The sequence below is a fragment of the Fulvivirga marina genome (assembly GCF_016775155.1).
Lineage (GTDB): Bacteria > Bacteroidota > Bacteroidia > Cytophagales > Cyclobacteriaceae > Fulvivirga > Fulvivirga marina.
In genome coordinates this window covers 18911-41816 of record NZ_JAEUGD010000065.1, presented here as the reverse complement: position 1 = coordinate 41816, position 22906 = coordinate 18911, and the positions used below count along the sequence as shown (strand labels likewise).

Sequence of the window (22906 nt, the reverse complement as noted above, 5' to 3'; positions counted from 1 at the left end):
AAGATGAAAAGGATATTAGTACCAGTCGACTTTTCAGATTGCGCTAATGCAGCTGTGGAAGTCGCGTTGAAAATAGCGAAAAAGGCAAAGATGGAATTATTCTTTTTACACCTTTTTCCTGTTAGGGATAGTGACCCGCATGTGCCGGGACATGCCAATATTTACGATAAAACACCTCAAGATGCCAGACACGGTCAGGCAAAACAACACCTGTCAGCTATTGTGTTAAAAGCTGAGGCATTGGGGCTAAAGGCTACACCGGTATTAGTATATAATGAGGGGTATGACAACATAGAAGACTATATAGCTCCTTACGATATTGACCTTGTTATTATGGGGTCTCATGGCGAAAGAGCTATTAAACAAGCAATGCTGGGTTCAAATACACGGAGCTTTATCAGGCATGCAACAGCCCCGGTATTGGTTATCAAGGAGTCATTAAGCGATTTTTCTGTTAGAAGGATTGTTTTTGCATCTTCTTTCGAAGACGATTCAGTAAAGTCTTTCGAGGTCGTTAAGCAACTGGCAGAAGTGTGGAAGGCAGACATACACCTCTTATATGTCAATACGCCGTATCATTTTAAAGAAACCCATGACAGTCTTATAGCTATAAAAACATTTATGAAGCAATTCCCTGGAGTTGAGTATACACCTATTATTTATAATGCTTTTAATGAAGAAGAGGGTATCCATCGCTATGCCAATGATTATAAGATGGATCTGATAGCTATCAGCACTCACGGTAGAAAAGGCTTTTTGAAACTGCTTGTACATAGTGTTGCGGAGACTGTTGCTATGGATGAAGATATACCCGTGTTGGTTATCAATATGAAAGAGTTAAATGTGAAGGAGAATGTAAAGGATAAAAAGCAAAAAGATGTTAATTTTGAGTTTAAGCTGTAAAGTAATACTGATGGGTTGAATTTTTACCCTGAAGTTTATTTCAAATAGGGACGAGTGGTTTTTCAGGAGTGAACGAACGGGGTCTGATGAGTAATGTTTGGAAAATTCGCTGGTTTCCTAAAATATATCTCTGATCACATAGGGCCTTTGGTCCAGAAAGCATATCTCACCTTTTCTTTTTCCTTTCATTTGGTTGAAAATAGTGTCTTCCGTAGAGATACAAGTTATTTTTTTACCATTGAGATTGAAGGGATCTATACTGGAAGATATAAATATAGTGTGGATATTAGTAATCACTATGGCTCCAAGTTCTACTTCTTGGTGGTTCATGTAGCTAACTGATTGAAGGTATCGCAACCGATTCATTTCCAGTTGCACAAATATCAGTGCATCATTGAGAAGGTCAACTTCTTCGAGAATTTCCTGGGTAATTACTGGTTTTGAGTCCGTTTGTTTGCGTGACAGTTCTCGGATCTCTGACAGCAGCATTTTGATTCTTTTGCTGAAATCGTCCATTAATGCCTGCTGTTGTTCAATACAGGCACTCATGATTTGCTCTCTAAGCTTCTTTTTCTCCATTTGAACCACCATAGTCCCAAGGTAATTAAGTCATATTAAAGGTATCATAACAATCATTATGAGTTTCTAAAACCTTCATCATATTAGCAAGAGGTGAATGAATATAGAAATGACATAAATCATAGATTTACCTCTATTAGCGTCATAAACTTTTTTGTTGAATAATAGCACCTTTACTAAGGAAGACACAGGTAAAGGTAAAAGGTTGGAGTTAAAAATTCGATAAAAAAAGAGTTATGGATATACAGCATCAAAACAGCGGGCAGGCAAATGATGCCGGAAAAATGGCTATTGAAACATTATACCCGATTAGTGAATACTGGAAGTCAGATTTACAATTTTTTAAAGATGAATTACAGTTTTTAAGAAGCCTGGTCGATAAATATTTCTCTCATTTTATTGAGCGTGAAAATATGGATAAAACCAAGCAATTGGCCGATAAGCTAATCCATATTGAGAAGGACCGGCTTGCATTGGAACAGCGTGTGGATGATCATCTTAAACAGCTTTCCGAAGAACTAAAGAGTGCATCAGCAGAGAAGTATTATGAGGAGACACATGCGAAGCTGGAAGTGGATACCATTGATTTTCTGAAACGATTTAGAGAAGTTAAAAAGCAAGTGTTTGCACATACAGAGCATGTCATGGAATCTGAAAAGGCAAAACATTTATTAGGGCAATAACGGAATATTATCATGATAGTACTGATTACAGGCCTACCGGGGAGTGGGAAAAGCTATTTAGCGGAGCAACTGGCATCAAGAATAGATGCTGATTATGTGAATAGTGATCAGGTAAGGAAAAGATTAGGGGCTATGGGAAAGTATAATTTACAGGATAAGCTGGAGGTATATAGAAAAATGGTTTCCCTGGCTGAAAACTCACTTAGGAAAGGTAGGGCGGTAGTAGTTGACGCTACTTTTTATCTGCAGTCTACCCGTAACATTTTTATTGCACTAGCCCGGAAATATACATCTGTCATCCATATGATAGTGGTTTATGCTGATGAGGGGCTGATTAAAAAGCGATTAAGTTTACCAAGGAAAAATAGCGAAGCTGACTTTGCTGTATATGAGCGGGTAAAGGCAGAATTTGAAGCATTTACATTTCCACACCTTGAACTGGAGTCAACGGATGACAATATAAACACTATGCTGAACAGGGCTGTTAACTACCTCGAAAGCAAATGGCATGAATGAAAAAGAGGTTAGATCACTAGCCGATAATGGATCATACAATGGAGAGCCTTTATACGGAGAAATTGAGGAGACGCACATTTCATGGGTGATATTGACTAAGAAATATGCTTTCAAGCTTAAAAAGCCCGTAAAACTCTCATTTCTTGATTTCTCTACCCTGAAGTTTCGCAAAATATTCTGCGAAAAGGAGGTAATACTCAATAGTCGTTATACAGATATTTATGAGTCTGTAGTACCTGTTCGCCATATGGCAGATTCATGGCTTTTAGGCGACGGAGAGGGACTGGTAGTAGATTACGCTGTAATGATGAGAAGACTTCCTACTAACATGCGGATGGATAACATGCTCAGGCAAAATAAAGTCAATGCAGAAGATATTCAGCTACTCGCCCTACAGGTGGCTGCTTTTCATCAAAAAGCTGATAAAGTTTATGCGCCCTTTATGTTAGCAACAGCCATTGCTCTGTTTAATGACATAGATACCTGTAAAAGAATAGTGCAAAAGCAGGTTGGTTTACACTATGCAAAAAAAATTGAGGAGGTTATTACTTGGAGTGATGGCTTCTTAAGAAAGCATGCAAATAGATTTCAGGAGCGAATTGAGAGAGGGTTTGTGAGGGATGTGCATGGAGATTTACACAGTGGTAATGTGTTTCTTGATGATAAGCCAGTGATTTTTGACTGTATAGAGTTTAATGATCAGTATAGGCAAATTGATGTATTGTATGAAGTGGCTTTTATGTGCATGGATATGGAGGCCTTTTATCAACCCCAATTGGCAGAAATATTTTTAAATACCTACAGCGACAATTTTCCGTGTTTTGAGGTTGAAGAAGATTATTCATTACTTAATTACTTCAAAAGTCTGAGAGCTAATGTGCGTGCCAAGGTACATACTTTGAGCATTGACCAAAGCAATGATGTACAAGAGGTTCAAAAACATGTCAGAGAAGTGGAAAAATATATTGATCTGATGTATAGCTATATGGGAGGCTAGATTACTAGTATAATGAAAATTTAACTTATCGGATAAAATTTCATGATCGTGATGACGTGGGTCATCGACAATTACTGATTAAGCCTATAACTTATCTTTAGAATATAAAAAATTAAAGCTATGGACACAGGAAAAGCGATATTAGGTGTAATGGCAGGGATTGCCGCAGGAGCTGTAATTGGGATATTACTTGCGCCTGAAAAGGGTTCTGATACAAGAAAAATTCTTTTGGGTAAAGGCGAGGACTTCGCTAAAGATGTGAATAAGAAAATCGATAAGAAATTTGATGAGCTCATGCATACCATCACTGCCAAGTTTAAGTTTGCGCAGAATGATTTGGTCAAACCTAAGAAGAACAAGACAGCAGCCTCTTAAGCTTGCAGCATGGCTTCGTTGACGATGAAAGCATGGTTACTCAATGAGGTATCAGACCTTTCCAAAATTACCCAGCCACTAGCAGCAGGCGAACTTCCCATACCCAGCCCTAAGGAAGGAGAGGTGCTGATCAAGGTACTGTGTTGCGGAATATGTCATACGGAACTTGATGAAATTGAGGGCCGGATCAAGCCCAATAGCTATCCCATCATTCCTGGCCATCAGGTTGTGGGAGTGGTGATGGAGTCCGGCCTCAATGTTACTCGACACAAAAAAGGAGATAGGGTAGGGGTTGCGTGGATATTCTCAGCTTGTGGGCAATGTGAGTACTGCTTGACCGAGCAGGAGAACCTTTGTTCTCGTTTCAAGGCAACCGGACGTGATTTTAACGGAGGATATGCAGAATATATGACTGTTAATCAGTTTTTTGCCTATAAAATACCGGAAAGCATATCCGATACAGAGGCCGCACCGTTGCTATGCGCCGGGGCTATTGGTTACAGGTCGTTGTGCCTTGCCCAGTTATCTGATGGGCAGACCTTAGGACTTACCGGTTTTGGTGCTTCAGGACATTTAGTGCTGAAAATGACAAAATATCTTTACCCAAACTCAGAGATATTCGTGTTTGCCAGGAGTAAGGAACAGCAACAGTTTGCTCTTTCACTTGGAGCACGGTGGGCTGGTGATATTAAGGATATACCGCTGCATAAGGCCAATGCGATTATAGATACTACTCCTGTTTGGAATACGATCATCGGGTCTTTGTTATATCTTAAGCCAGGAGGTCGGTTAGTGATCAATGCCATTCGCAAAGAACCTTATGATCAAAAAGCTTTACTGGACATTAGCTATGAGGACCATTTATGGATGGAGAAAGAAATAAAGTCTGTTGCTAACATTACACGGGCCGATATTGAGGAATTCCTCAAGTTGGCAGCTAAAATACCCATTAAACCCAAAGTGGAAATATATGCATTTGGAAAAGCCAACGAAGCTTTGCTGGACCTGAAGCATAAACATGTGAATGGAGCTAAGGTTTTAATGGTTGCAGGTTAGGTTGGGGGTATTGTTTATATTTACTTGTGATGTTAGCTGATCCTAAAATATTAATCAGATCAACTGAATACCCAGATTGCCGAAATAAGCCCCCAAAGTTACGATAGAGCAAGAGATGATGACACCAAGACTGATGGCAGAAAATGCTCTTTTGGGAGGTATTTTGAAAAGTATGGCAGCAATTGACCCCATATAGGCACCAGTAACAGGTAAAGGTATCATGACAAAGATCATCAGCCCCCAAAATCCATACTTTTCAATGCTGCTACCCACTATGTTTTTGGCACGTCGAGAAAGCCGAACACTTTGCTTTTTATACAGAGAGTATTTCCACATTCTTTGGTCGAAAGCTTTTACAATGGTATGCATGATAGGAAAAACCAACAGGTTAGCGGCAAGTCCTGACAGAAATGCCAATACTGGAGGTACTCCATTTAAGATGCCGTAAGGAATGCCTACACGTGCTTCACCCAAAGGAGAAACGCTAAACAAAATTGTAAAAAGAATGTCTATGAACATACTAAAAACAGGCCGAAAAGGGTTTAAAAATCATTCTCATATTCGGGATGCATCAAAAAAATAGCCTGAACAAATTTATATTATAAATACAAGATTCGGATATCAGGCAAGTTGCGCACTTCTTGTTTTTGATAACGCAAAGCTGAGGAAATAAGTTAAAATATTATGACTTTTTTCATGGATTTTATTTTAAAAATGTTGCAACTCATAATCTTAGCCTCAGCAACACATTATAACTTTCAAACTTTGCAACACTCGCCATCTTAAACTAAGTTCACCAACCCTATTATTGCTACTGCATGATTAACTATATTCAAGTATTATCTGTACATGTTAAGCTACTGTATGAGCTATATTTTTTACGAAGGTGGTATTTTAACAAACTAGTAAAGCAGTTGAATGACTTGTTGACTGAATATGGCCAGCAACTTACGGGCGATCAGAAGAAGAGAATTGCAACATATACAATTTTGGGCATTTATGTGAACTCTTGCTTTGCTACGTTGAGAGGTGAAAAATTAAGTAAAACGGAGGTGAAAAATACACTTTATCTCAGTGTACTAACCGCTTTGCTTGATGATTTGACTGGTATCCTGAAGCTTTCTTCAATTGAAATACTAGAACAACTCAACAACTATAAAGGAGACAATGCTGTCGATATGTTGCTCCCAAAGTATTTATTTGACCAAATTAGAGATAATAGTAATAAGAAACTGTTTTATGAAACCTTGGGACAGGCACTAATAGCTCAGGATCACCGTTTACTGCAACTTGAAGAAAAGCCGCTGACTGATGAAGAGTTGCATGAAATCACCTATGAAAAGGGCAGTATCTGGACGGTTTTGTTCAGATTGATGCTTTAATCCCTTGGTAGAAAGAGAGCAAGAGGGCAGGGCATACTGCAGTTTGGCTACCTCATACAATTGACTAATGATATGTATGATGTCTACAAAGATCTTAAAAATGGGCAGCAAACCCTCTTTACCAATACAAGAGACATTATGCATCATGCGTATCAATATGATCAACTGACCCAAGATATGATTCAAGCCTTTCTGTTACTTGGTTATACGCAAAAGCAGATCAAAAAATGTATGCGTAAGCAAAGCGCTTATGTTGTGTCTTGAACAGTTAAAAAACTGTCAGACCGAAACAGGTGGAATATTTACATCTATCAGTTATACACGCTGCCAGCTTGTTTGTGATATGGAAAAATGGTCTAATCGCCGAAGGTATGTGAGTTTACAGCTGGAATATTATAGAGAAGTTAGCAAATTAATAGAATCTGACTGAAAGTGGAGCATTCCGTAAATACAGTGCCAGGTTTAGGTATTAATTCATAATTATTACTACTCTTATATATTGTAATACCCAATGGCCGTAATGTATTAAGAACCAGCAAAATATTCCAATAATATTTCAGCATCAACCATCCTTTTCATTCTAGCTTGCGTGATAGTCTGATAACAAAGCCCCATACTAATGACAAATCCCCATACCACCCTCAAGTTAATGAGATTATCACATGGTACGAACAACGGTATTAAAAACACTGAACAACAGAAGACTTAGCCTTTTAAAAGCAATTTTTTTACAATTCACCATCATTTCGGCCATCGTCAGGCTATCTCTATATGTCTGGTCATTTAGCGAAATTGAACTTTCAATTACTCACTTAGTCAGGGTTTTCTTCACGGGCTCTTTTTATGACCTGGGTGTAATTTCATTTTTCAGTATACCGTATATATTTTACCTCATGTTTTTGCCCGACAGGTGGAGCGGTAGCCGAGGAGACCGGTTGGTTACCTATTTTTATTATGCCATTACTACCATCATTATCACTTTTTCTTTTTTTGCAGAATTTACCTTTTGGGGTGAATTTCAAAATCGTTTTAATTTTATTGCAGTAGATTATCTGGTGTATACTAATGAAGTGATTGCAAACATCAATGAATCTTATCCTATACCTTTATTGTTTGCCATCATATTGTCGGTTGATGCGGTTCTATTTTACATCCTTTCCAAGAGGTTCATTTTTAAATATACTTTTGAGGGCACGCTATCTCGGCTACAAAAGGCTGGTCTGATTTTAGTTTTGATGGTGCCGGTTTCTTACGTAGCATTTGTACAAAATAATGATGCCGAGTGGTCGGATAATCGCTATGAAAATGAACTTTCTAAAGCGGGTATCTATTCTGTTTTTGCTGCTTTTAGGAACAATGAGTTGAGTTATACGGATTTTTATGACACACAAAACCTGAAAACTACTTTTGCCACGCTCAGGTCACACTTAACTTCCCAGCAGGAGAAACTTTCTTCTAAAGATTTGTTTGATATTAAACGGACCGTAACGCACGACAGTATAGAAGTGAGGCCTAATGTGATTTTTATCTGCATAGAAAGCCTTAGCGCTGAGTTTTTAACCCATTTTGGTAATACTAGCCACATTACGCCAACCCTTGATACACTACTCGAAAACAGTGTTTACTTTGAAAATATCTATGCTACTGGTACCAGAACCGTACGAGGCATGGAAGCCATAACCTTGTCGGTGCCCCCATCTCCAGGCCGCAGCATTGTAAAGCGGATCGAAAATCATGGGCTTCATAATATTGGTGAGGTGTTCGAGCAAAAAGGTTACTCACGTACATTTTTCTACGGTGGAGATGGATACTTCGATAACATGAACAGTTTTTTTGGAGGGAATGGTTTTAATATTGTTGATCGTGGCCGAGGCTACCTGCTTGGCGACTCTTTCGATACCAAACGCAGCAATATAGAGGATGATGAGGTGACCTTCGAAAATGCCTGGGGAGTTTGTGATGAAGATGTCTATAGTCGAGTAATTAAAGAGGCTGATAAAAGTTTCTCTACTGGTAAACCTTTTTTTAACTTTATTATGACTACTTCCAATCACCGCCCGTATACTTACCCTGAAGGGAAAATTGATATTCCTTCTGGTAGCGGAAGGAACGGAGCCGTAAAGTATACCGATTATGCCATCAGGAGCTTTCTGAATGAAGCAAGGCAAAAACCGTGGTTTAAAAATACAGTATTTGTAATTATGGCAGATCATTGTGCTAGTAGTGCAGGTAAATGGGAACTTAATGTTAGCAAATACCGGATCCCGGCCATTATTTATAATATGCCGGGCCATGAGCCCCACCAACTCAGTGTTCAGTGTTCCCAGATTGACCTTTTTCCTACACTGTTCGGCTATTTAAACTGGAACTACGAAACATTTTTCTATGGCCGAGATGTGAATACTTTCGATAAGGATGACCAGCGAGCCTTCATTGGAAACTATAGAAAGCTTGGCTTATTGAAAGGGGATACATTAACCGTGCTTGGTGATCAAAAGCAGCATAATTTTTATCTATGGGACAAAGCAACTAATAGGCTTATCCTACAGCCTGAAAACAGAAAACAGTTGACAGAAATCATTTCCTATTATCAATCCATAGATTATTTGTATAAACACGGCCTGTTGAAGAAAATGGAGAAGGGGTAAAATGGAAGTGTTTTCATGTTCTCATATGCCGAGCTACTTAAAAGGAGATTCTTTTACTTTAATATTGTTGTGATATAGGTATGTATGCAAAATGTACCGAGTCCGTTGAGTATTAAAATGTGTTCCGAAGAGCCGTAAGATAAAAGTATATAACTTTTAAGGTTGATATTTTTAATACTAAAATGTTGGTTAAGGGGATATCTATTTAATCCACAATGGAACAAAAATTAGCTGTTTACAATCTTCTTCGTTGGGAGACAATCATTTTTCATATTTTAATTTCAAAAGAATCCAACCATTTTTTGTCAATAGCCAGGGAATTTAAGATTTACAACCTTAGAGGTTATAAGCTTACCAGCCGATTTTATCATAAATAACCAATACTGTTTGTGTTTCAATTTTTGTCTGAATTTTTTTCCACTTCAGAGGACAATATACTTAATAATAGGTTGACAAATAGGTAGACAATTGGTTTTTACCCTTGTTTGAGTGTTTTTTTGGTTGCTACCTTTGCACAAGACATAACACAAACAGTCTTCATACATAAGTGTTGTTCAGGTATTAATACTTGTGTTTTTAGTTGAGGAAAGTGAAGACGTTTGAGTTTATGGTTTAGGATTAAAAGAAAGGCTAGACCCTCAAGGGTAGAGAGTCGGATTAATTTCGAGTAGTGTTGATTGCAAGTTTCTCAATCCCGTGATCGGGAAGTCTGTGAGAACAGATGAATGGTTCAGTCGTCAAACTCTGGTGATATATATGGGGCGTCAGAATTGATGTACTGGACCATCATCTTTTTTATTTTAACTATTAAATCATAGCCCTTGATAAGGCATTTTGCAAAATATACAATATATAAAGAAAAAGAACTAATGGTTGACACCAAATTGTTTCATTCATTTTATTGCGTGATGTTAACCTATGCCCAACAAACCGCTACTTTTACCGAAGGAAGTTGTGAGTTTCTGAGCCCGTTATAACTTGATTTCCATTGATCTGGTGTGGTTTGTTGGGGCTAGTTTAATTATCTAAACTAAGTAACAGAAGTTCGGAGAACTTCTGTTTGAGTCACAAATGAGAAGAGTAGTTGAATCGGTAAAGAGTGTATTCTTATTAATGGAGCAAGGGGTTCTTATCATAATTTCATTACCTCTAATGTTCATCGTTCAGCTCTTTATCTGGACGAGAAATGAGTTGTCAGAAGGAAAGTACGCAAAGTTTTTAAGGCAACTGGATGGTAAGTACATTTCCTGCTATAGCAATAATTACCTGGGTTTTATTGAGCAAGAGCTATTATCTAAATTGCCTAATTCCGTTGAAGCCATTTTTACACATGGATCAATATTAAAATCAAATTACAATAGGACTGATCCTTTACTTTTTTTAGGTCCATACTTTATATATGGACACTGGAAGCGAAAAAACAGTGATCAAATTGAGGTTATGACAAAAGATCAGAGAAAGCGTAAAAATGGGTCTTTTTATGAGTCAGGTATTGCTATCGATACTTAAGGAATTAAATGGTTTATACACACAACCTTTAAGCCAACCTGTTTAAATCAGTAACAGCCCTTCTTTTCTCAGTTCTTTCCATGCCTGGCTCTGTATTATCGTGTTAAAATCAGCTCCTGTTTCCTTTTGATAGGCAACCTTGGTTTCAGCCAATGTCCTGCTCATTGCAGATGAAGGTATCCATGCCTGTAGAGCCTTTTGTAGCCATTTTCCTGACTCCAATGAGGTATGGATGATTAATGAATTGCTCTTGTTGTGAAAGTGCAGCTTAGCCGCTTTAAAAGACTTTCCTTTTTTCTTTTTCTTGTAGATTTCAAGAGTTGGTGCATTACCCAGCCATACTAGTATGGCTTTTTCTTTTAATGGTTTTCTGTTTTGGCTGTCTATGGCCCTTTCAATAAAGTTATAGGGTATAGTAGTACGAGGAACTTTAAAATCGAACCAATCTTGGAGGGGCATTTCAAACCCAACTCCATGCATATAGTTGTAAAGGGCTTTGCTGAGTCCATGGCCAAATTGCTCATGGTCACATCCCGAGGGGTCATTATGAATAAGGTCATTGTTTGCAAATGCTCCCGTTTCAGGGCCAACCTTGACCACTCCAAAAGTATTGGGTTCAAGGCCTACGGGGCTATGGGCTGTCATAGCGAACAAATGCCAGAAACCAGACTGTATGACACCATTGAAGAATAGCTGTCTGACCATTTCTAAAGAGTCTATGGTCTCCTGTGCAGTTTGGGTGGGAAAGCCGTACATCAGATAAGCATGTACCATGATACCCGAAGCTGTGAAATTCTCTGTAACCTGTGCAACCTGTGATACTGTGACTCCCTTTTTCATTAACATGAGCAGGCGATCCGAGGCAACTTCAAGTCCTCCGGAAACAGCTATGCAACCAGACGCTTTCAACAGTTTGCACAGATCAGCCGTAAAACTTTTCTCAAACCTGATATTGGCCCACCAAGTGAGCTTAAGGTTTCTCTTGAGTATTTCTAATGCCATTTCTTTCATCAATGCGGGTGGAGCTGCCTCATCCACGAAGTGAAAGCCTGTTTCGCCAGTAGCTTCAATCATTTCTTCCATTCTGTCACATAGAAGTGCGGCATTAATCGGTACGTAATTATTGATATAGTCTAATGAGATATCACAAAAAGAACACTTCTTCCAGTAGCATCCATGAGCCATAGTAAGCTTATTCCAGCGTCCGTCGCTCCATAGCCGATGCATGGGATTAACCATTTCAATTACAGATAGATAAAGGTCTAATGGCAGGTCAGTGTAGTCAGGGGTACCGGTTTTGTTGAAAGGAATGTCACCTTCTTTTCCTCCATTGATATAATTTACCGTACTATTTTGAAGTAAGAATGTACGTTTAAGTTCCTCGGCATCTCTTTTTCCGTCTATATATTCGAGCAGGTTGAGTAAAGGCCTTTCTCCGTCATCTAAGGTAATATAATCCACATAATTGAATACACGAGAATCCGTTAATGAGCGTAATTCAGTATTAGGAAACCCTCCACCCATCACCACTTTGATGTCGGGGTAATTCTCTTTTATGAACTTACCACAGCGCAGTCCTCCATACAGGTTTCCGGGAAAGGGGATGGATAAGCAGACCATAGATGGTTGAAGGCTTTCGATCTTCTTTTGCAGAAGATCTGTCGATACCTTGTCAACAAAGCTTGGCTCCTCAGTTAATGTTTCTTCTAAAGTATCAAAGGAAGTTGCAGATCTCCCGAGTCGTTCGGCATATCGGCTAAAACCAAAATGAGGGTCTACGGTTTCCTTAATGAGATCGGCAAGATCCTCAAGGTAAAGTGTGGCCAGGTGTCGAGCTTTATCCTGTATGCCCAGGGCGCCAAAGGCCCATTCCATATCGTTCAATTGATCAAAACGGCCGGCTTCAGGCAGAAAACCCCCTTCGCAGATGTTGTAAGCCAGTGTTGGGTTTTTATGTTGTAAAAAACGGATCACCGGGACAATTGTACTTATATACTCTGTTTGCAGACTAATCATTCTGAGTGCATTATCAGAATAGTCCCCACTTGGCCGGATGCTGCTAAATATCGACTTCAAGCCCTCCTTAGAAAACATTTCGAGTACTACTTCCATACCCAGATCTGATTGATGAGAGGTGATGCCCTGGGTATTTAGAAAACCTTTAATATACGCAGTAGCCGGGTATGGCGTGTTAATCTGGGTAAAAGGGGGGGTTATTAATAAAATGGATGTCTTCACAGAGTGTAAATTTGGCTACGAAATTCGTAAACATAAAGGAGAAGCCAATGATTCCCTTTTAAATATTATTGTGGAGCGGTGATGTGTTACTTTTTTTTAAATTATTTCAACGTTAATCTATAAATGTACATCGATGTAATAACCAAAGTTAGAGAGAAGACACTTGAAGAACTCTAAAAGAAGGGTGATGAGTGGTTGATGGCCATTGGTTCTATGTAGTCTGAGAAGTAACCATTAAATATCGGGTTTCGTGTTTGCGAGCATGCACCTAATCATCGTGGTCAGGTAGCACTGGCTACCAAGTGGGTTCCAAAGGTGTAATGGGTTATAAGAAGCGCTTATAACATTTGCTGATAGGCGTTTCCAGATAAAGTACTGGAGGGACTTACTCAAAACTATAACTTCATAATCTATGTCTAAATCACTATGTGTGGCTGCTTTTATTGCTGTATTAGTGCCTTTGACTCCACTATATTGCACGCTTCTCTAGTTGATGCTAAAATGAAATCTTATTAAAACTTCGCAGTTTCCATTTTAACTGCCGAATGCATTGAAGTCAAAACAGGTTGACTTAACCAGGAAATGGAAGAGGTTGATACTCTTTCTGGAATTTATGACCAAGTTAACTTTAAAAGTACCCATGACATGCTACATGCCTTATTAGGAAATAAGTAAATTATTAAGAATGGTAGGCATGCAAAGTTGTCTGAAACAAAATGAAAGTTACTGAATAGGGTGGAGGGATGGTGAGAACCCTTACATTGGTCCAAGTATGTCTTTGCTCTTTATGGTTTTCCCTCCCAAAGCTTTGATTTCATATTTTGCCTTTAAGAAGCCATTCTGATCTATAGCTCTTGTAGCATCTTCAATCACATAAGTGCCAAAACCCTCTCTCAAGGCGTCCTTGGCAGTATAGAAAACGCAGAAATCTGCGGCAAGCCCACAGATGTAGACGTTTTTGACTTTTCTTTCCTTAAGGTAGCCGGAAAGACCCGTTGATTTTTTATGACCATTGTCGTAAAAGCCACTGTAGCTGTCTATTTCAGGATTCATACCTTTCCTGAAAATGGCCTCAATTTTTTCCATGTGGAGAGAGGCATGAAACTTGGCTCCGGAACTTCCCTGAACGCAGTGGTCAGGCCATAGGATCTGCTCTAGCCCTTGAAGCATTGTGGTTTCAAAAGGGGTTCTTTCTTGGTGGTTGCTGGCAAAGCTTTTATGGTTTCGCGGATGCCAATCCTGTGTAGCTATTACCAGTTCAAATGATTTCTGAAGTTCATTTACTATTGGAATAATTTCATCTCCGTGAGGTACTGCCAGGCTTCCTTCGGGTGTAAAATCATTTTGGATATCAACAATCATCAATGCATTCATCGGGTTATTTTTTATATTGGCTTCTTAATTCGTTTCTTTCTTTTAAGAGGGTGTCGCTGATACCTACTTTATAAACATGGGGATTGTAAAAACGTTTGTGTTCATCTGGTAGTTGGCCCAGCCGCTTCTGGCAGTAAGTTGCTACTTCAAGGAGGGATGGACTTGTAGCTATTAACTTTCCATTTTCCAAAACTTTATGTAGCAAAGCCTCCTGCTTCATGCCTTTTAGGCTTAAGGATTTATCCGGCTCTGAAGGATGGAACATTATGTCAGGGGCTTGTTCATCAGCTTTGATAATAACATCAGCTCCGAAAAAGTTACCATCATCATTCATGACTCTATGTACTTGTTTCATATCCGGTAATGTGAGCTTTTTCAGGTTTTCAGATAGTTTTATCCTTGGTTTTCCTCCGGAGAAGGAAAGCTTGTAAACACCATCCAGGGCTGCATCTGGTGCGCCGGTAACCAGGCTGGTGCCTATACCAAAGATGTCAATAGGTGCGCCCTGATCTTCAAGACTTTTAATTACCCATTCATCGAGTTGGTTTGAGGCGGTGATCTTGACTTCATGAAAGCCCGCATCATCAAGCATTTTTCTAACCTTCTTCGATAAGTAGGACAAATCACCACTATCCAATCGTACTGCCAGAAGGTTTTGTCCTCGTTCCTTCATTTCCCGGGCCACTTTAATGGCATTGGGTACTCCTGATTTTAAAGTGTCGTAAGTGTCAACCAGTAAAATGCAGTTATCGGGTCTGTGGATGGCAAAATCGCGGAATGCGGTGAGTTCGTCATCATAGCTTTGAATAAAAGCATGTGCCATAGTACCAACTGCAGGAATACCGAAGTCCATGGCAGCTTTTACGTTGCTTGTGGAGTTAAAACCTCCAATAAAAGCAGCTCTTGATGCATAATACCCTCCAGTGCCCTGAGCCCGGCGTAACCCGAAGTCACTGAGTACTTTGTCACCTGACACGGATCTAATGCGTGCGGCCTTTGTGGCAATTAGCGATTGGAAATTAAGAATATTCAGTAGGAGTGTTTCTACTATTTGAGCTTCTATAATAGTACCTTCCAAACGTAGTACAGGTTCATTTGGGAAGATGACCTCACCTTCTTTTACTGCGTGAATAGTACCGGTGAATTTGAAATCTTTCAGGCTGTCGGTGAAGTCAGCATTAAGGCCATTCTGTTTCAGGTATTCTATGTCGTCCTGGGTGAAGTGAATATCCTGAAGAACTTCCAAAAGAGTACCTAGCCCTGCAAAAATCGTAAAACCTCCGTCAAAAGGATGTCTTCTATAGAAATAATCAAATACGGCTTTCTGGTCATTTTTTCCTGTCAGGTAATACACCTGCGCCATCGTTAACTGGTAAAGGTCTGTATAAGTACCTGTTATGGAGAAGTTTTTCATTTTGGGTTTTCTGGTTCTTGCCAAGGTCAATACTTCTCGTAATGGAAACCAGCAACTGGAAAACTACGAATCACGAGCTATTGAACTGTCAGCGATCAAGCAGCGGAAAGATAAACACTTTAGAAGCTTTTTCATTAAGAAGGATGAAGGAATCTGATATAAGTCCTAATACCCTGGAATTCATCGGCCGTTTTTCTGCAGGTATAAACCCATTAGTAGATGCCGGTACAAGCTATTTTGCTATCCAGCCACCATCTACAGCCATAGATTCTCCGGTAACAAATGAGGCGGCGTCTGAGCAGAGCCATACAATAGCTTCCGCCACTTCTTCAGGTCGTCCCATGCGTCCGACCGGTTCCATATCCTCATAGGCCTTTTCTACGGTCTTATCTTTCCCTGTTACCCGATCTACCATTGGTGTTTTGATCACACCCGGGCAAACTGCGTTGATCCGTAAGCCAAGTTTAGCATTTTCCAAAGCGGCAGTTTTTGTGAGTCCTATCACAGCATGTTTGCTGGCTACATAAGCGGGTAGTCCAGGAAAGCCTACTAACCCAGCAATGGAGGCTAGGTTAACGATTGAACCTTTACCTTGGTTTAGCATAATGGGGATTTCATGTTTCATACAAAGCCATACTCCTTTCAGGTTGACGCCCAATACTTTCTCCCAGTTTTTTTCGCTGCATTCATGTACTGGGGCAGTATCGCCTTCAATACCTGCATTATTGACGGCAAAGTCCAGACTTCCAAATTGTTCTACGGCTTTATGGACCATAGAGGCAACATCTCCGGTGTCAGAAACATTGCATTTGACGAAAATTGCCGTACCGCCATCCTTTTTTATAGCATCTATAGTTTCGTTGTCCTCAACCCAGTCGGCAACCACCACTTTGGCGCCTCGCTGAGCAAATGCTATTGCGGTTGCTCTACCAATACCAAAAGCCCCTCCGGTAACTAAGGCCACTTTATCTTCGAATATTTTTTCCATAACTTATGTGATTTATAAGGTAATATTACCTTTTATGTATGCTTTAAATAATGATAATGGAATGGGTAAAGAGTGATTTTTATCATGCGATATCGGGCTGTTTTTTTTCGGCTGTCAGACATGATGAAGGTCTTGCAAGTTGATGATTTTTGTTACTGCAAAACCGACTGTATAGTAGTATTTTGAATCATAAACATAGTCAAAGTCTCACTGATTGAGGTAAACAGGATAGTAGATATAATTGCTGCAATAGGCATTAAACTATTCCGTCCGATGATTGTAGTTACAGCAATCGCTTAATCGAAGGTTTTGGTTATGCAGGTAACATAGAATAACTACTTCAAAAGGTACTAAACTATGTTATCCGAAAAGGCGGATTAAGTTCCGCCTTTTTTATGCAATCTTATTCTCATCGCCAGGTCAAACAGTACTGATTGAGGGGCGGTACAAATAAGTATATGTTATCAAAATGCCTGGGTATTATCGTCCAAGTTGGGACTCTTCTCTTAGGAGGTAGTGCAAGTTAAAAGAGGAAATTATAGTTCCTTAAGAAAGTGCGATTTTCAGTTGTGGGTTTCAAAGAACTTCCGACGACTTTACTAAACTTCTAAAAGTTTGGTAAAGGTTTGCTGTTGAGAAGCTCTCACTATAGTTTAACATCCAACTGAATTAAGATCAAATAGACCTATAGTGAGCATTCATTGGGTGAGCAAATTCAGCGTAACTATTCAGTGATTTTATTCATTCATAAAAATGAACAAAACCTGCTTCACTACTTTATGAGCAACTAAAATCATGTATTTAGATGATCCATGTTATAACAGTATAACATGGACATGCTTTACTTTGTAATATAAAATTTGACCCTATGCGATTGTTTGCGCTTCACCCCACCGATGTTTTAGGAAAGGAAATAGCAAGGCATCTGAACCGACCCCTTGATTGGCTGGAAGAACGCAATTTTGAAGATGGAGAACATAAAATACGTCCTATGGTAAGCGTGCGAAATGAGGATGTGTTTGTAATCCATACTTTGGCGAGTGATCAGGAGCAGAGCGTAAACGATAAACTTTGTAAACTTTTATTTTTCATTGCTACCCTCAAAGATGCAGGGGCCAGAAGCGTGACTGCTATTGTTCCTTACATGTGCTATTCGAGAAAGGACCGTAGGACAAAGCCTCGAGATCCTGTAACATTACGTTATGTTGCCACACTCTTTGAGGCCGTTGGGACTGATTGCGTTGTTGCCATGGATGTACATAACCTACAGGCCTATCAAAACGCATTCAGGTGTATGGCAGAGCATCTTGAGGCTCATCATTTGTTTATTAACTATTGCCTGCGGGAAGTACCAAAGGGTGCTGAAGTAGTAGTTATGTCACCGGATATTGGCGGAGTAAAGCGGGCAGAACGTTTCAGGGACAAACTAGTGCAGGCCCTTTCTTCAGATGTTGGCTTTGCCTTTATGGAAAAACAGAGGAGCCAGGGAATAGTCAAAGGTGAGACTATAGTAGGTGATGTACAGGACAAGTTTGTGGTGATACTAGATGATCTTATCAGTAGTGGTACAACAATGGCTAGGGCAGCAAGGGCGTGCAAAATGTCAGGAGCAAAGCAAGTACATGCTTTGGCTACCCATGGTGCTTTTGCTGAAAATGGGCTGGCTGTTTTCAAGGAGGAGTCTTTGGATAAGGTAGTTGTTACCAACAGTATGATCAGCTGTAGTCTTAACGAAGAACTGACTGGTGGAAAGCTGGAGATACTGGACTCTACACCCTTTTTGGCGGAAGTAGTAAAGAAATTAGGCTCGGGTGGTTCGCTGGTATCATTGGTGAACGCTGAATGGTTTTAATTACGGCTCATACAGGTTTAATGGCGGAACAAACTGTTTTATTAATGGACAAAGTCAGGTTTTTGAGTAGACCTGAGAGTTATGCTCATACGCAGGAGGTCCTGGTGCGTGAAACTCATATGTCATTTGTATTCCTAACAGATGACCATGTATATAAATTAAAAAAGCCGGTTTGCTATGATTTTCTGAATTTTAGTACGCTAGAGGCTCGTCACAAGTACTGTAGGGAAGAGGTTAGGGTCAACAAGGTGTTGGCACCAGATGTATATCTCGGGGTTGTTGCAATGCGGTTTGATGGTGAACATTTGAGTTTAGGCAGCAAGGGTGTGCTGGTGGATTGGTTAGTAAAAATGAGAAGATTACCGGATGAGTATATGCTTGATAACTTGCTGAACAATGGCAGGGTCCCAATGCCTTGGATACAAAAGGCAGCCGAAAAGCTTACGAATTTTTACTTAAGTACCTCTCCTGTGTGTATGAGTGGGCATCAGTATAGAGAAATGATCAAAGAAAAGGTTGAAATAGATATCAATAATCTTCTTAGCCAGGAATTTGGTCTTTATAAGCCTCAGATCATGGGCATTGGCATTGATCTGCTTCGTTTCCTGATGCACTTTTCGTTTTTGTTTGACCTACGTGTGAGTGAAGGTAGGGTCAAAGAGTGCCATGGAGATCTGAGGCCCGAACATATTTGTCTTTTCCCAGAACCGCTAATGATAGATAGAATAGAATTTAACGAGAATCTAAGATTGATGGATATAGCAGAGGAGTTGTCTTTCCTTACCCTGGAGTGTGAAGTACTTGGGTTTTCCGAAACCGGCGAAACATTTATACACTTTTACCGGTTGAAAAGTAAGGATGATATTCCTGAAGAACTGATACATTTTTATAAGGCAAAGCGGGCTTTACTTCGTGCTTGGTTGTGTATCCATCATTTATTGGAAAAGGTTTATAGTGATCAGGAAATAAAATGGAGGGGCAAGTGTGAAAACTATCTCAACATTGCTTCAGATTATTGTGAGAAAATGTTCAACAGTACTACCTACAAACGTAATGAAAGTCATGAATAACAAAAATAACAAGCTCCCGTATAAGATATCAGCCTACATTAATGATCATTTTAAAGAAGACTTTTTATTTGATGTAAAGAGGATAAGAAAGGGAGAACAAGGGGTGATTTATACCGTAGAAGTTTCTAAAGATGGCTATATCCATGAGCTTAATTTCAATGAAGAAGGAAAGGTGCTAAGCCAGGACACGGAACAAGCTTTTCCAATGGATGACCACGATGGAAATGAGAGAGGAGAGGTGCCGGAGTAAACTTGTGGGCAAAAGTAGGTTGGTCTATTGCATTGTGGGGTGATCCTTTTTTCCAAAGGTCAAGGTAGTACAATATCTGTTCGTCACTAAAGTTATGGAATTCATCATGGCTTGAAATACTGCTTTGTGAATTAATGGCGAATGAAGGATGATAACATAATCTACGAGCGAGCACAATTTTTTACCATCTTTTCTTCTAAAATAGGAGTGGTGACCACGATTTTACTTGCATGTTGTTTTTTACACATAGCTATTGTAGCAGAAAGGGTTGCTTCTGTAGCCATTCCGTCATCAGCGATGATTACAGTTCTGTCTTTCATTACAGGTAGGGGCTTTGACTTTCGTAGCTTTTCAAGTCTATGTTGTATCTCTTCTTTTTGTTCTTCTATTACACGGTCGATCTCATAGTTACTGAGTTTGTATCGCTATATAAGCTTCCATCTTCAGCCGCAGCTCCAAAAGCCCGTTTGGGGATCAAAGAGGTAATTCAGCTCACAGGTGATAACAAATGAAAGTTCAGCTTTCAGATGCTTGGCGATGTAGTAAGCTGTTACCACCTCTCCGTGTGGAACGCCCAATACAAGTACACTCTGGGCAGTATATTTTTCAAGTGCTATGACGAGTCTTTGAGTAGCCTCCTGTCTGTTTCTGAATTTTATGATTATCCTTGGGGCTATTGACTTGTTAGTATAGTGCGGCATCTGACTCAGGAAGTGCATGTGACTTTTCTAAAATTCGCAGCTTTTCTGTAAGTTTACCCTCTTTTTGGATTGATCTTTTTAGCATTCTTGTAATGATGTCGTAGCCCAATGATGTTGAGCACTTGATAGCCTCTTCATGAATATTGATCGTATAATTGATCAAGGCATAATAAAGAGTGACTATTATATGATCGGCGGTATCGCTGCTTCCATGCTTTTCCTTTAATTTCCTTTGGGTAGATACAAGGTATTTTACTATATCATTGCTACTCGTGCTAGAAGGGTCCTCATTTAAAAGCCTTAGGAGCATTTCAAACCTCATTTGTTGTTTCTGTTTTCCCTCGGATTCCGTGCCGAAAAACTCCTTCAGGTCTGGTGCGGTTAACTCATCTTTTATTTTAGGCAAAGTTTCACTAAGCTCCTTTTCCGTGACATATATCAGCCGCAGAAAGTAAGCCAGTAGTTCCTTTATAGTGGTTATATCTTCCATTGCTTTACATAGGGGTGAAAAATATTAAATCAACAGGAAAAGGTTTATTATGGCTTATACAAGTAGCTACGGGTGATATTTGCCAGCTTTTTATTTCCTGAGATGTATCAGGACACTTTCCCGTTATAGGGAGGAGTAACAAGAAGGTCCGGAGTTTCCTTCCGAACCTTCCGGTAACATGACAACAGTAGTTATGCGTAAACTTCGGTGTCAATTTCTATTTGATTATTAACCTCCAGTACGCCGGGTGAAGACCATGCCACACGTTCCGCTTCTTCTCTTTCGGCATATGACATAACCGTTCCCCGTAAAGTAATGCGGTTTCCTGCGGCTTCCAAGCGAATAGCGTGTGAGTCAAGGGTGGCGTTGCGGTGGAACGCCGCCGCTATTTTACTTTTAACATCCGACACATCAATGGCTGCTGGCTTAATTTTGATGTTATTGGATATACCTCTTATACCCAACAGTCCTTCAATGCTGTTATAAGCAATCGTTTTTTGGTACTTCCACTCTACTTCGCCATCAAGAGTTACCCAGCCTTTGTCAACTTTTACTTCTATTTTATCTTCATTAACATCACTGTTCCAGCGAAGGGCGTTTTTAACTACTTCGGCTATTTCGGTATCTGTTTTTTTGCTGAAGTTGTCAGTCCTGACTTCTACATCACTTGCTATCACTTTTACACCGTGTACGCGCTGCGCAGCTTTTTCTACTGCTACCTTTTTGTTGAGAGTATCCACCACACCAGAAAGGGTCACCACTCCATTCTTCGCGGAAACCCCGATCTCTGTATGGATATCACGCAATTGAGGATCCCATCTGATCTCGTCCATTACATCTTTTTGAAGTTGGTCATTGGTTTTCATTGTAGTATGATTTTTAGCTTTGTTTTAGATCATTTATTATAGCATTGTTTGTTGATAATAAATTTAAAGAGTGTTACATCTCTTGTCGATGATTATGATCAGTCATAGGGAGGATTTTGATTATTACTTGAGCAGATATCTGATACTAGCAGACCATAGAAACCCTGTTTCCAGGTCCTCTTCGTATGTCTCTTGGTCTGTAACTACAGTAGAAGGGTTAACAGGAAACAATAGAGTGCCGGCAAGTGTAAACCTGAGTTGTTTGAGCTTATAAGTTGCCTGAATACCTAATTCATAGTCAAGTATCTGAAATTTTTCATATTCCAAAATTTCAATATTCATTGTTGTTGAAGAAGATCCTCCATTTGAACCTGATCCGTGACCTTTCCCACTACCCCCAGAGCCTGTAGTTATGCTCCTTTTAGTGTAGTATTCGTTGTAATAACGCTGTGTACCCAAGTTAGTGTAAAAGGAAGGGGTAATGATGAGCTTGTTGCGTGCCATGTAGAACATCCTGCTCAATTCAGCCCCCAGAAAGAAGTCTGTACTTTCGCTAAAACCAAGACTGGCATCAGTAATCAGCATAAAGGCCTCGAAATCATATCCGGCATATGCAGAAAGGAAAGTATTCATTTCAGCCTGGACAGCATAACTTTGGTCACTAAAGAAGTACTCGCTAATAGATATTCCAGTCATCAGTTTTTTGCCAAAATAGTCATATCCTGCAGTAACTGTAAATAGATCAATTCGCCCTTCGGTGTCAGTAGCGAGGTAAGACATGCCTCCATTGATGAATAATCCTGACTTATGGTAATACCCAACAGTTGGTACAAAATACGGAGCTTTTGCAGAGTCGGCTCTACCCATGTAGAAATAATCGCTTTTATAGCGTAACCCCAGCCTTACATACGAATCGGTTGATGTAGTATCATTAGCTCGGGTGACGGATTGGGCAAAGGTGATTCCAGAAGTGCCCGAAAGTACTATGAATATAAAAAGTAACCATTTCATTGCT

General features: G+C 39.7%; 24 protein-coding genes. 13 read left to right on the top strand and 11 right to left on the bottom strand.

Annotated elements, in window-relative coordinates; translation table 11 throughout:
• Nucleotides 1-3 precede the first annotated feature (3 nt).
• Entirely contained in the window at nucleotides 4-903 is a 900-nt protein-coding gene (locus tag JMN32_RS20790) for a universal stress protein (RefSeq protein WP_202858306.1), read from the top strand.
• Between the two features lie 117 nt (nucleotides 904-1020).
• On the opposite strand, the gene JMN32_RS20785 is transcribed toward JMN32_RS20790, so the two are convergent.
• Entirely contained in the window at nucleotides 1021-1482 is a 462-nt protein-coding gene (locus JMN32_RS20785; RefSeq protein WP_202858305.1) for a hypothetical protein, read from the bottom strand.
• A 236-nt stretch (nucleotides 1483-1718) separates the two neighbouring features.
• On the opposite strand from JMN32_RS20785, the gene JMN32_RS20780 reads away from it, so the two are divergent.
• The 5 genes from JMN32_RS20780 (at nucleotide 1719) to JMN32_RS20760 (ending at nucleotide 5109) form a co-directional block, all read left to right on the top strand.
• On the top strand, nucleotides 1719-2165 hold the full coding sequence (locus JMN32_RS20780) for a hypothetical protein (RefSeq protein ID WP_202858304.1): 447 nt from the start codon (nucleotides 1719-1721) through the stop codon (nucleotides 2163-2165).
• A 12-nt stretch (nucleotides 2166-2177) separates the two neighbouring features.
• A complete protein-coding gene (locus tag JMN32_RS20775; protein ID WP_202858303.1) occupies nucleotides 2178-2681 on the top strand; it encodes an AAA family ATPase in 504 nt (167 codons plus the stop codon).
• Nucleotides 2674-3678 (top strand): phosphotransferase, encoded by a 1005-nt coding sequence (locus tag JMN32_RS20770; RefSeq protein ID WP_202858302.1) that lies wholly within the window; start codon nucleotides 2674-2676, stop codon nucleotides 3676-3678. Before JMN32_RS20775 ends, JMN32_RS20770 begins: the two co-directional genes overlap by 8 nt.
• Nucleotides 3679-3798: 120 nt before the next feature.
• The gene (locus tag JMN32_RS20765; protein ID WP_202858301.1) at nucleotides 3799-4053 is read left to right on the top strand and encodes a YtxH domain-containing protein; all 255 of its coding nucleotides are present in this window, start codon (nucleotides 3799-3801) and stop codon (nucleotides 4051-4053) included.
• Between the two features lie 9 nt (nucleotides 4054-4062).
• A complete protein-coding gene (locus tag JMN32_RS20760) occupies nucleotides 4063-5109 on the top strand; it encodes a zinc-dependent alcohol dehydrogenase family protein (RefSeq protein WP_238354571.1) in 1047 nt (348 codons plus the stop codon).
• Nucleotides 5110-5163: 54 nt separating this feature from the next.
• Here JMN32_RS20760 and JMN32_RS20755 read toward each other — a convergent pair whose 3' ends face one another.
• Nucleotides 5164-5628 carry a COG2426 family protein gene (locus JMN32_RS20755; protein WP_202858300.1) on the bottom strand — a complete coding sequence of 155 codons (465 nt, stop codon included), beginning with the start codon at nucleotides 5626-5628 and terminating at the stop codon, nucleotides 5164-5166.
• A gap of 299 nt (nucleotides 5629-5927) precedes the next feature.
• On the opposite strand from JMN32_RS20755, the gene JMN32_RS20750 reads away from it, so the two are divergent.
• The 3 genes from JMN32_RS20750 to JMN32_RS20740 all read left to right on the top strand — a co-directional run bounded on the left by JMN32_RS20750 (nucleotide 5928) and on the right by JMN32_RS20740 (nucleotide 10648).
• The gene (locus JMN32_RS20750) at nucleotides 5928-6491 is read left to right on the top strand and encodes a hypothetical protein (RefSeq protein WP_202858299.1); all 564 of its coding nucleotides are present in this window, start codon (nucleotides 5928-5930) and stop codon (nucleotides 6489-6491) included.
• A 662-nt stretch (nucleotides 6492-7153) separates the two neighbouring features.
• On the top strand, nucleotides 7154-9139 hold the full coding sequence (locus tag JMN32_RS20745; protein WP_202858298.1) for an LTA synthase family protein: 1986 nt from the start codon (nucleotides 7154-7156) through the stop codon (nucleotides 9137-9139).
• A gap of 1071 nt (nucleotides 9140-10210) precedes the next feature.
• The gene (locus JMN32_RS20740) at nucleotides 10211-10648 is read left to right on the top strand and encodes a hypothetical protein (protein WP_202858297.1); all 438 of its coding nucleotides are present in this window, start codon (nucleotides 10211-10213) and stop codon (nucleotides 10646-10648) included.
• Between the two features lie 42 nt (nucleotides 10649-10690).
• Here JMN32_RS20740 and JMN32_RS20735 read toward each other — a convergent pair whose 3' ends face one another.
• The 3 genes from JMN32_RS20735 to JMN32_RS20725 all read right to left on the bottom strand — a co-directional run bounded on the left by JMN32_RS20735 (nucleotide 10691) and on the right by JMN32_RS20725 (nucleotide 15674).
• Nucleotides 10691-12886, bottom strand: a complete 2196-nt coding sequence (locus JMN32_RS20735) for a B12-binding domain-containing radical SAM protein (RefSeq protein WP_202858296.1) — start codon at nucleotides 12884-12886, stop codon at nucleotides 10691-10693.
• Between the two features lie 756 nt (nucleotides 12887-13642).
• On the bottom strand, nucleotides 13643-14260 hold the full coding sequence (gene pncA / locus JMN32_RS20730; protein WP_202858295.1) for a bifunctional nicotinamidase/pyrazinamidase: 618 nt from the start codon (nucleotides 14258-14260) through the stop codon (nucleotides 13643-13645).
• A 4-nt stretch (nucleotides 14261-14264) separates the two neighbouring features.
• Nucleotides 14265-15674: a nicotinate phosphoribosyltransferase gene (locus JMN32_RS20725; protein ID WP_202858294.1), complete on the bottom strand. Its 1410-nt coding sequence runs from the start codon at nucleotides 15672-15674 to the stop codon at nucleotides 14265-14267.
• On the opposite strand from JMN32_RS20725, the gene JMN32_RS20720 reads away from it, so the two are divergent.
• Nucleotides 15658-15831 carry a hypothetical protein gene (locus JMN32_RS20720; protein WP_202858293.1) on the top strand — a complete coding sequence of 58 codons (174 nt, stop codon included), beginning with the start codon at nucleotides 15658-15660 and terminating at the stop codon, nucleotides 15829-15831. The two genes, JMN32_RS20725 and JMN32_RS20720, sit on opposite strands and share 17 nt — an antisense overlap.
• Before the next feature lie 75 nt (nucleotides 15832-15906).
• Here JMN32_RS20720 and JMN32_RS20715 read toward each other — a convergent pair whose 3' ends face one another.
• Nucleotides 15907-16662: an SDR family oxidoreductase gene (locus JMN32_RS20715; protein ID WP_202858292.1), complete on the bottom strand. Its 756-nt coding sequence runs from the start codon at nucleotides 16660-16662 to the stop codon at nucleotides 15907-15909.
• Nucleotides 16663-17530: 868 nt separating this feature from the next.
• On the opposite strand from JMN32_RS20715, the gene JMN32_RS20710 reads away from it, so the two are divergent.
• The 3 genes from JMN32_RS20710 to JMN32_RS20700 are packed head-to-tail and all read left to right on the top strand — an operon-like array spanning nucleotide 17531 to nucleotide 19834.
• On the top strand, nucleotides 17531-18514 hold the full coding sequence (locus JMN32_RS20710; RefSeq protein WP_202858291.1) for a ribose-phosphate diphosphokinase: 984 nt from the start codon (nucleotides 17531-17533) through the stop codon (nucleotides 18512-18514).
• 44 nt (nucleotides 18515-18558) lie between these two features.
• On the top strand, nucleotides 18559-19584 hold the full coding sequence (locus tag JMN32_RS20705; RefSeq protein ID WP_202858290.1) for a hypothetical protein: 1026 nt from the start codon (nucleotides 18559-18561) through the stop codon (nucleotides 19582-19584).
• The gene (locus JMN32_RS20700) at nucleotides 19577-19834 is read left to right on the top strand and encodes a hypothetical protein (protein ID WP_202858289.1); all 258 of its coding nucleotides are present in this window, start codon (nucleotides 19577-19579) and stop codon (nucleotides 19832-19834) included. Before JMN32_RS20705 ends, JMN32_RS20700 begins: the two co-directional genes overlap by 8 nt.
• A gap of 161 nt (nucleotides 19835-19995) precedes the next feature.
• On the opposite strand, the gene JMN32_RS20695 is transcribed toward JMN32_RS20700, so the two are convergent.
• The 5 genes from JMN32_RS20695 to JMN32_RS20675 all read right to left on the bottom strand — a co-directional run bounded on the left by JMN32_RS20695 (nucleotide 19996) and on the right by JMN32_RS20675 (nucleotide 22902).
• Complete coding sequence (locus JMN32_RS20695; RefSeq protein ID WP_202858288.1) at nucleotides 19996-20154, bottom strand: hypothetical protein; 159 nt, start codon at nucleotides 20152-20154, stop codon at nucleotides 19996-19998.
• A 123-nt stretch (nucleotides 20155-20277) separates the two neighbouring features.
• On the bottom strand, nucleotides 20278-20535 hold the full coding sequence (locus JMN32_RS20690) for a hypothetical protein (RefSeq protein WP_202858287.1): 258 nt from the start codon (nucleotides 20533-20535) through the stop codon (nucleotides 20278-20280).
• Complete coding sequence (locus tag JMN32_RS20685; RefSeq protein WP_202858286.1) at nucleotides 20519-21025, bottom strand: DUF892 family protein; 507 nt, start codon at nucleotides 21023-21025, stop codon at nucleotides 20519-20521. The genes JMN32_RS20690 and JMN32_RS20685 overlap by 17 nt, the downstream gene beginning before the upstream one ends.
• A 191-nt stretch (nucleotides 21026-21216) precedes the next feature.
• Nucleotides 21217-21891 carry a BON domain-containing protein gene (locus JMN32_RS20680; RefSeq protein WP_202858285.1) on the bottom strand — a complete coding sequence of 225 codons (675 nt, stop codon included), beginning with the start codon at nucleotides 21889-21891 and terminating at the stop codon, nucleotides 21217-21219.
• Between the two features lie 123 nt (nucleotides 21892-22014).
• On the bottom strand, nucleotides 22015-22902 hold the full coding sequence (locus tag JMN32_RS20675) for a hypothetical protein (protein ID WP_202858284.1): 888 nt from the start codon (nucleotides 22900-22902) through the stop codon (nucleotides 22015-22017).
• Nucleotides 22903-22906: the final 4 nt, after the last annotated feature.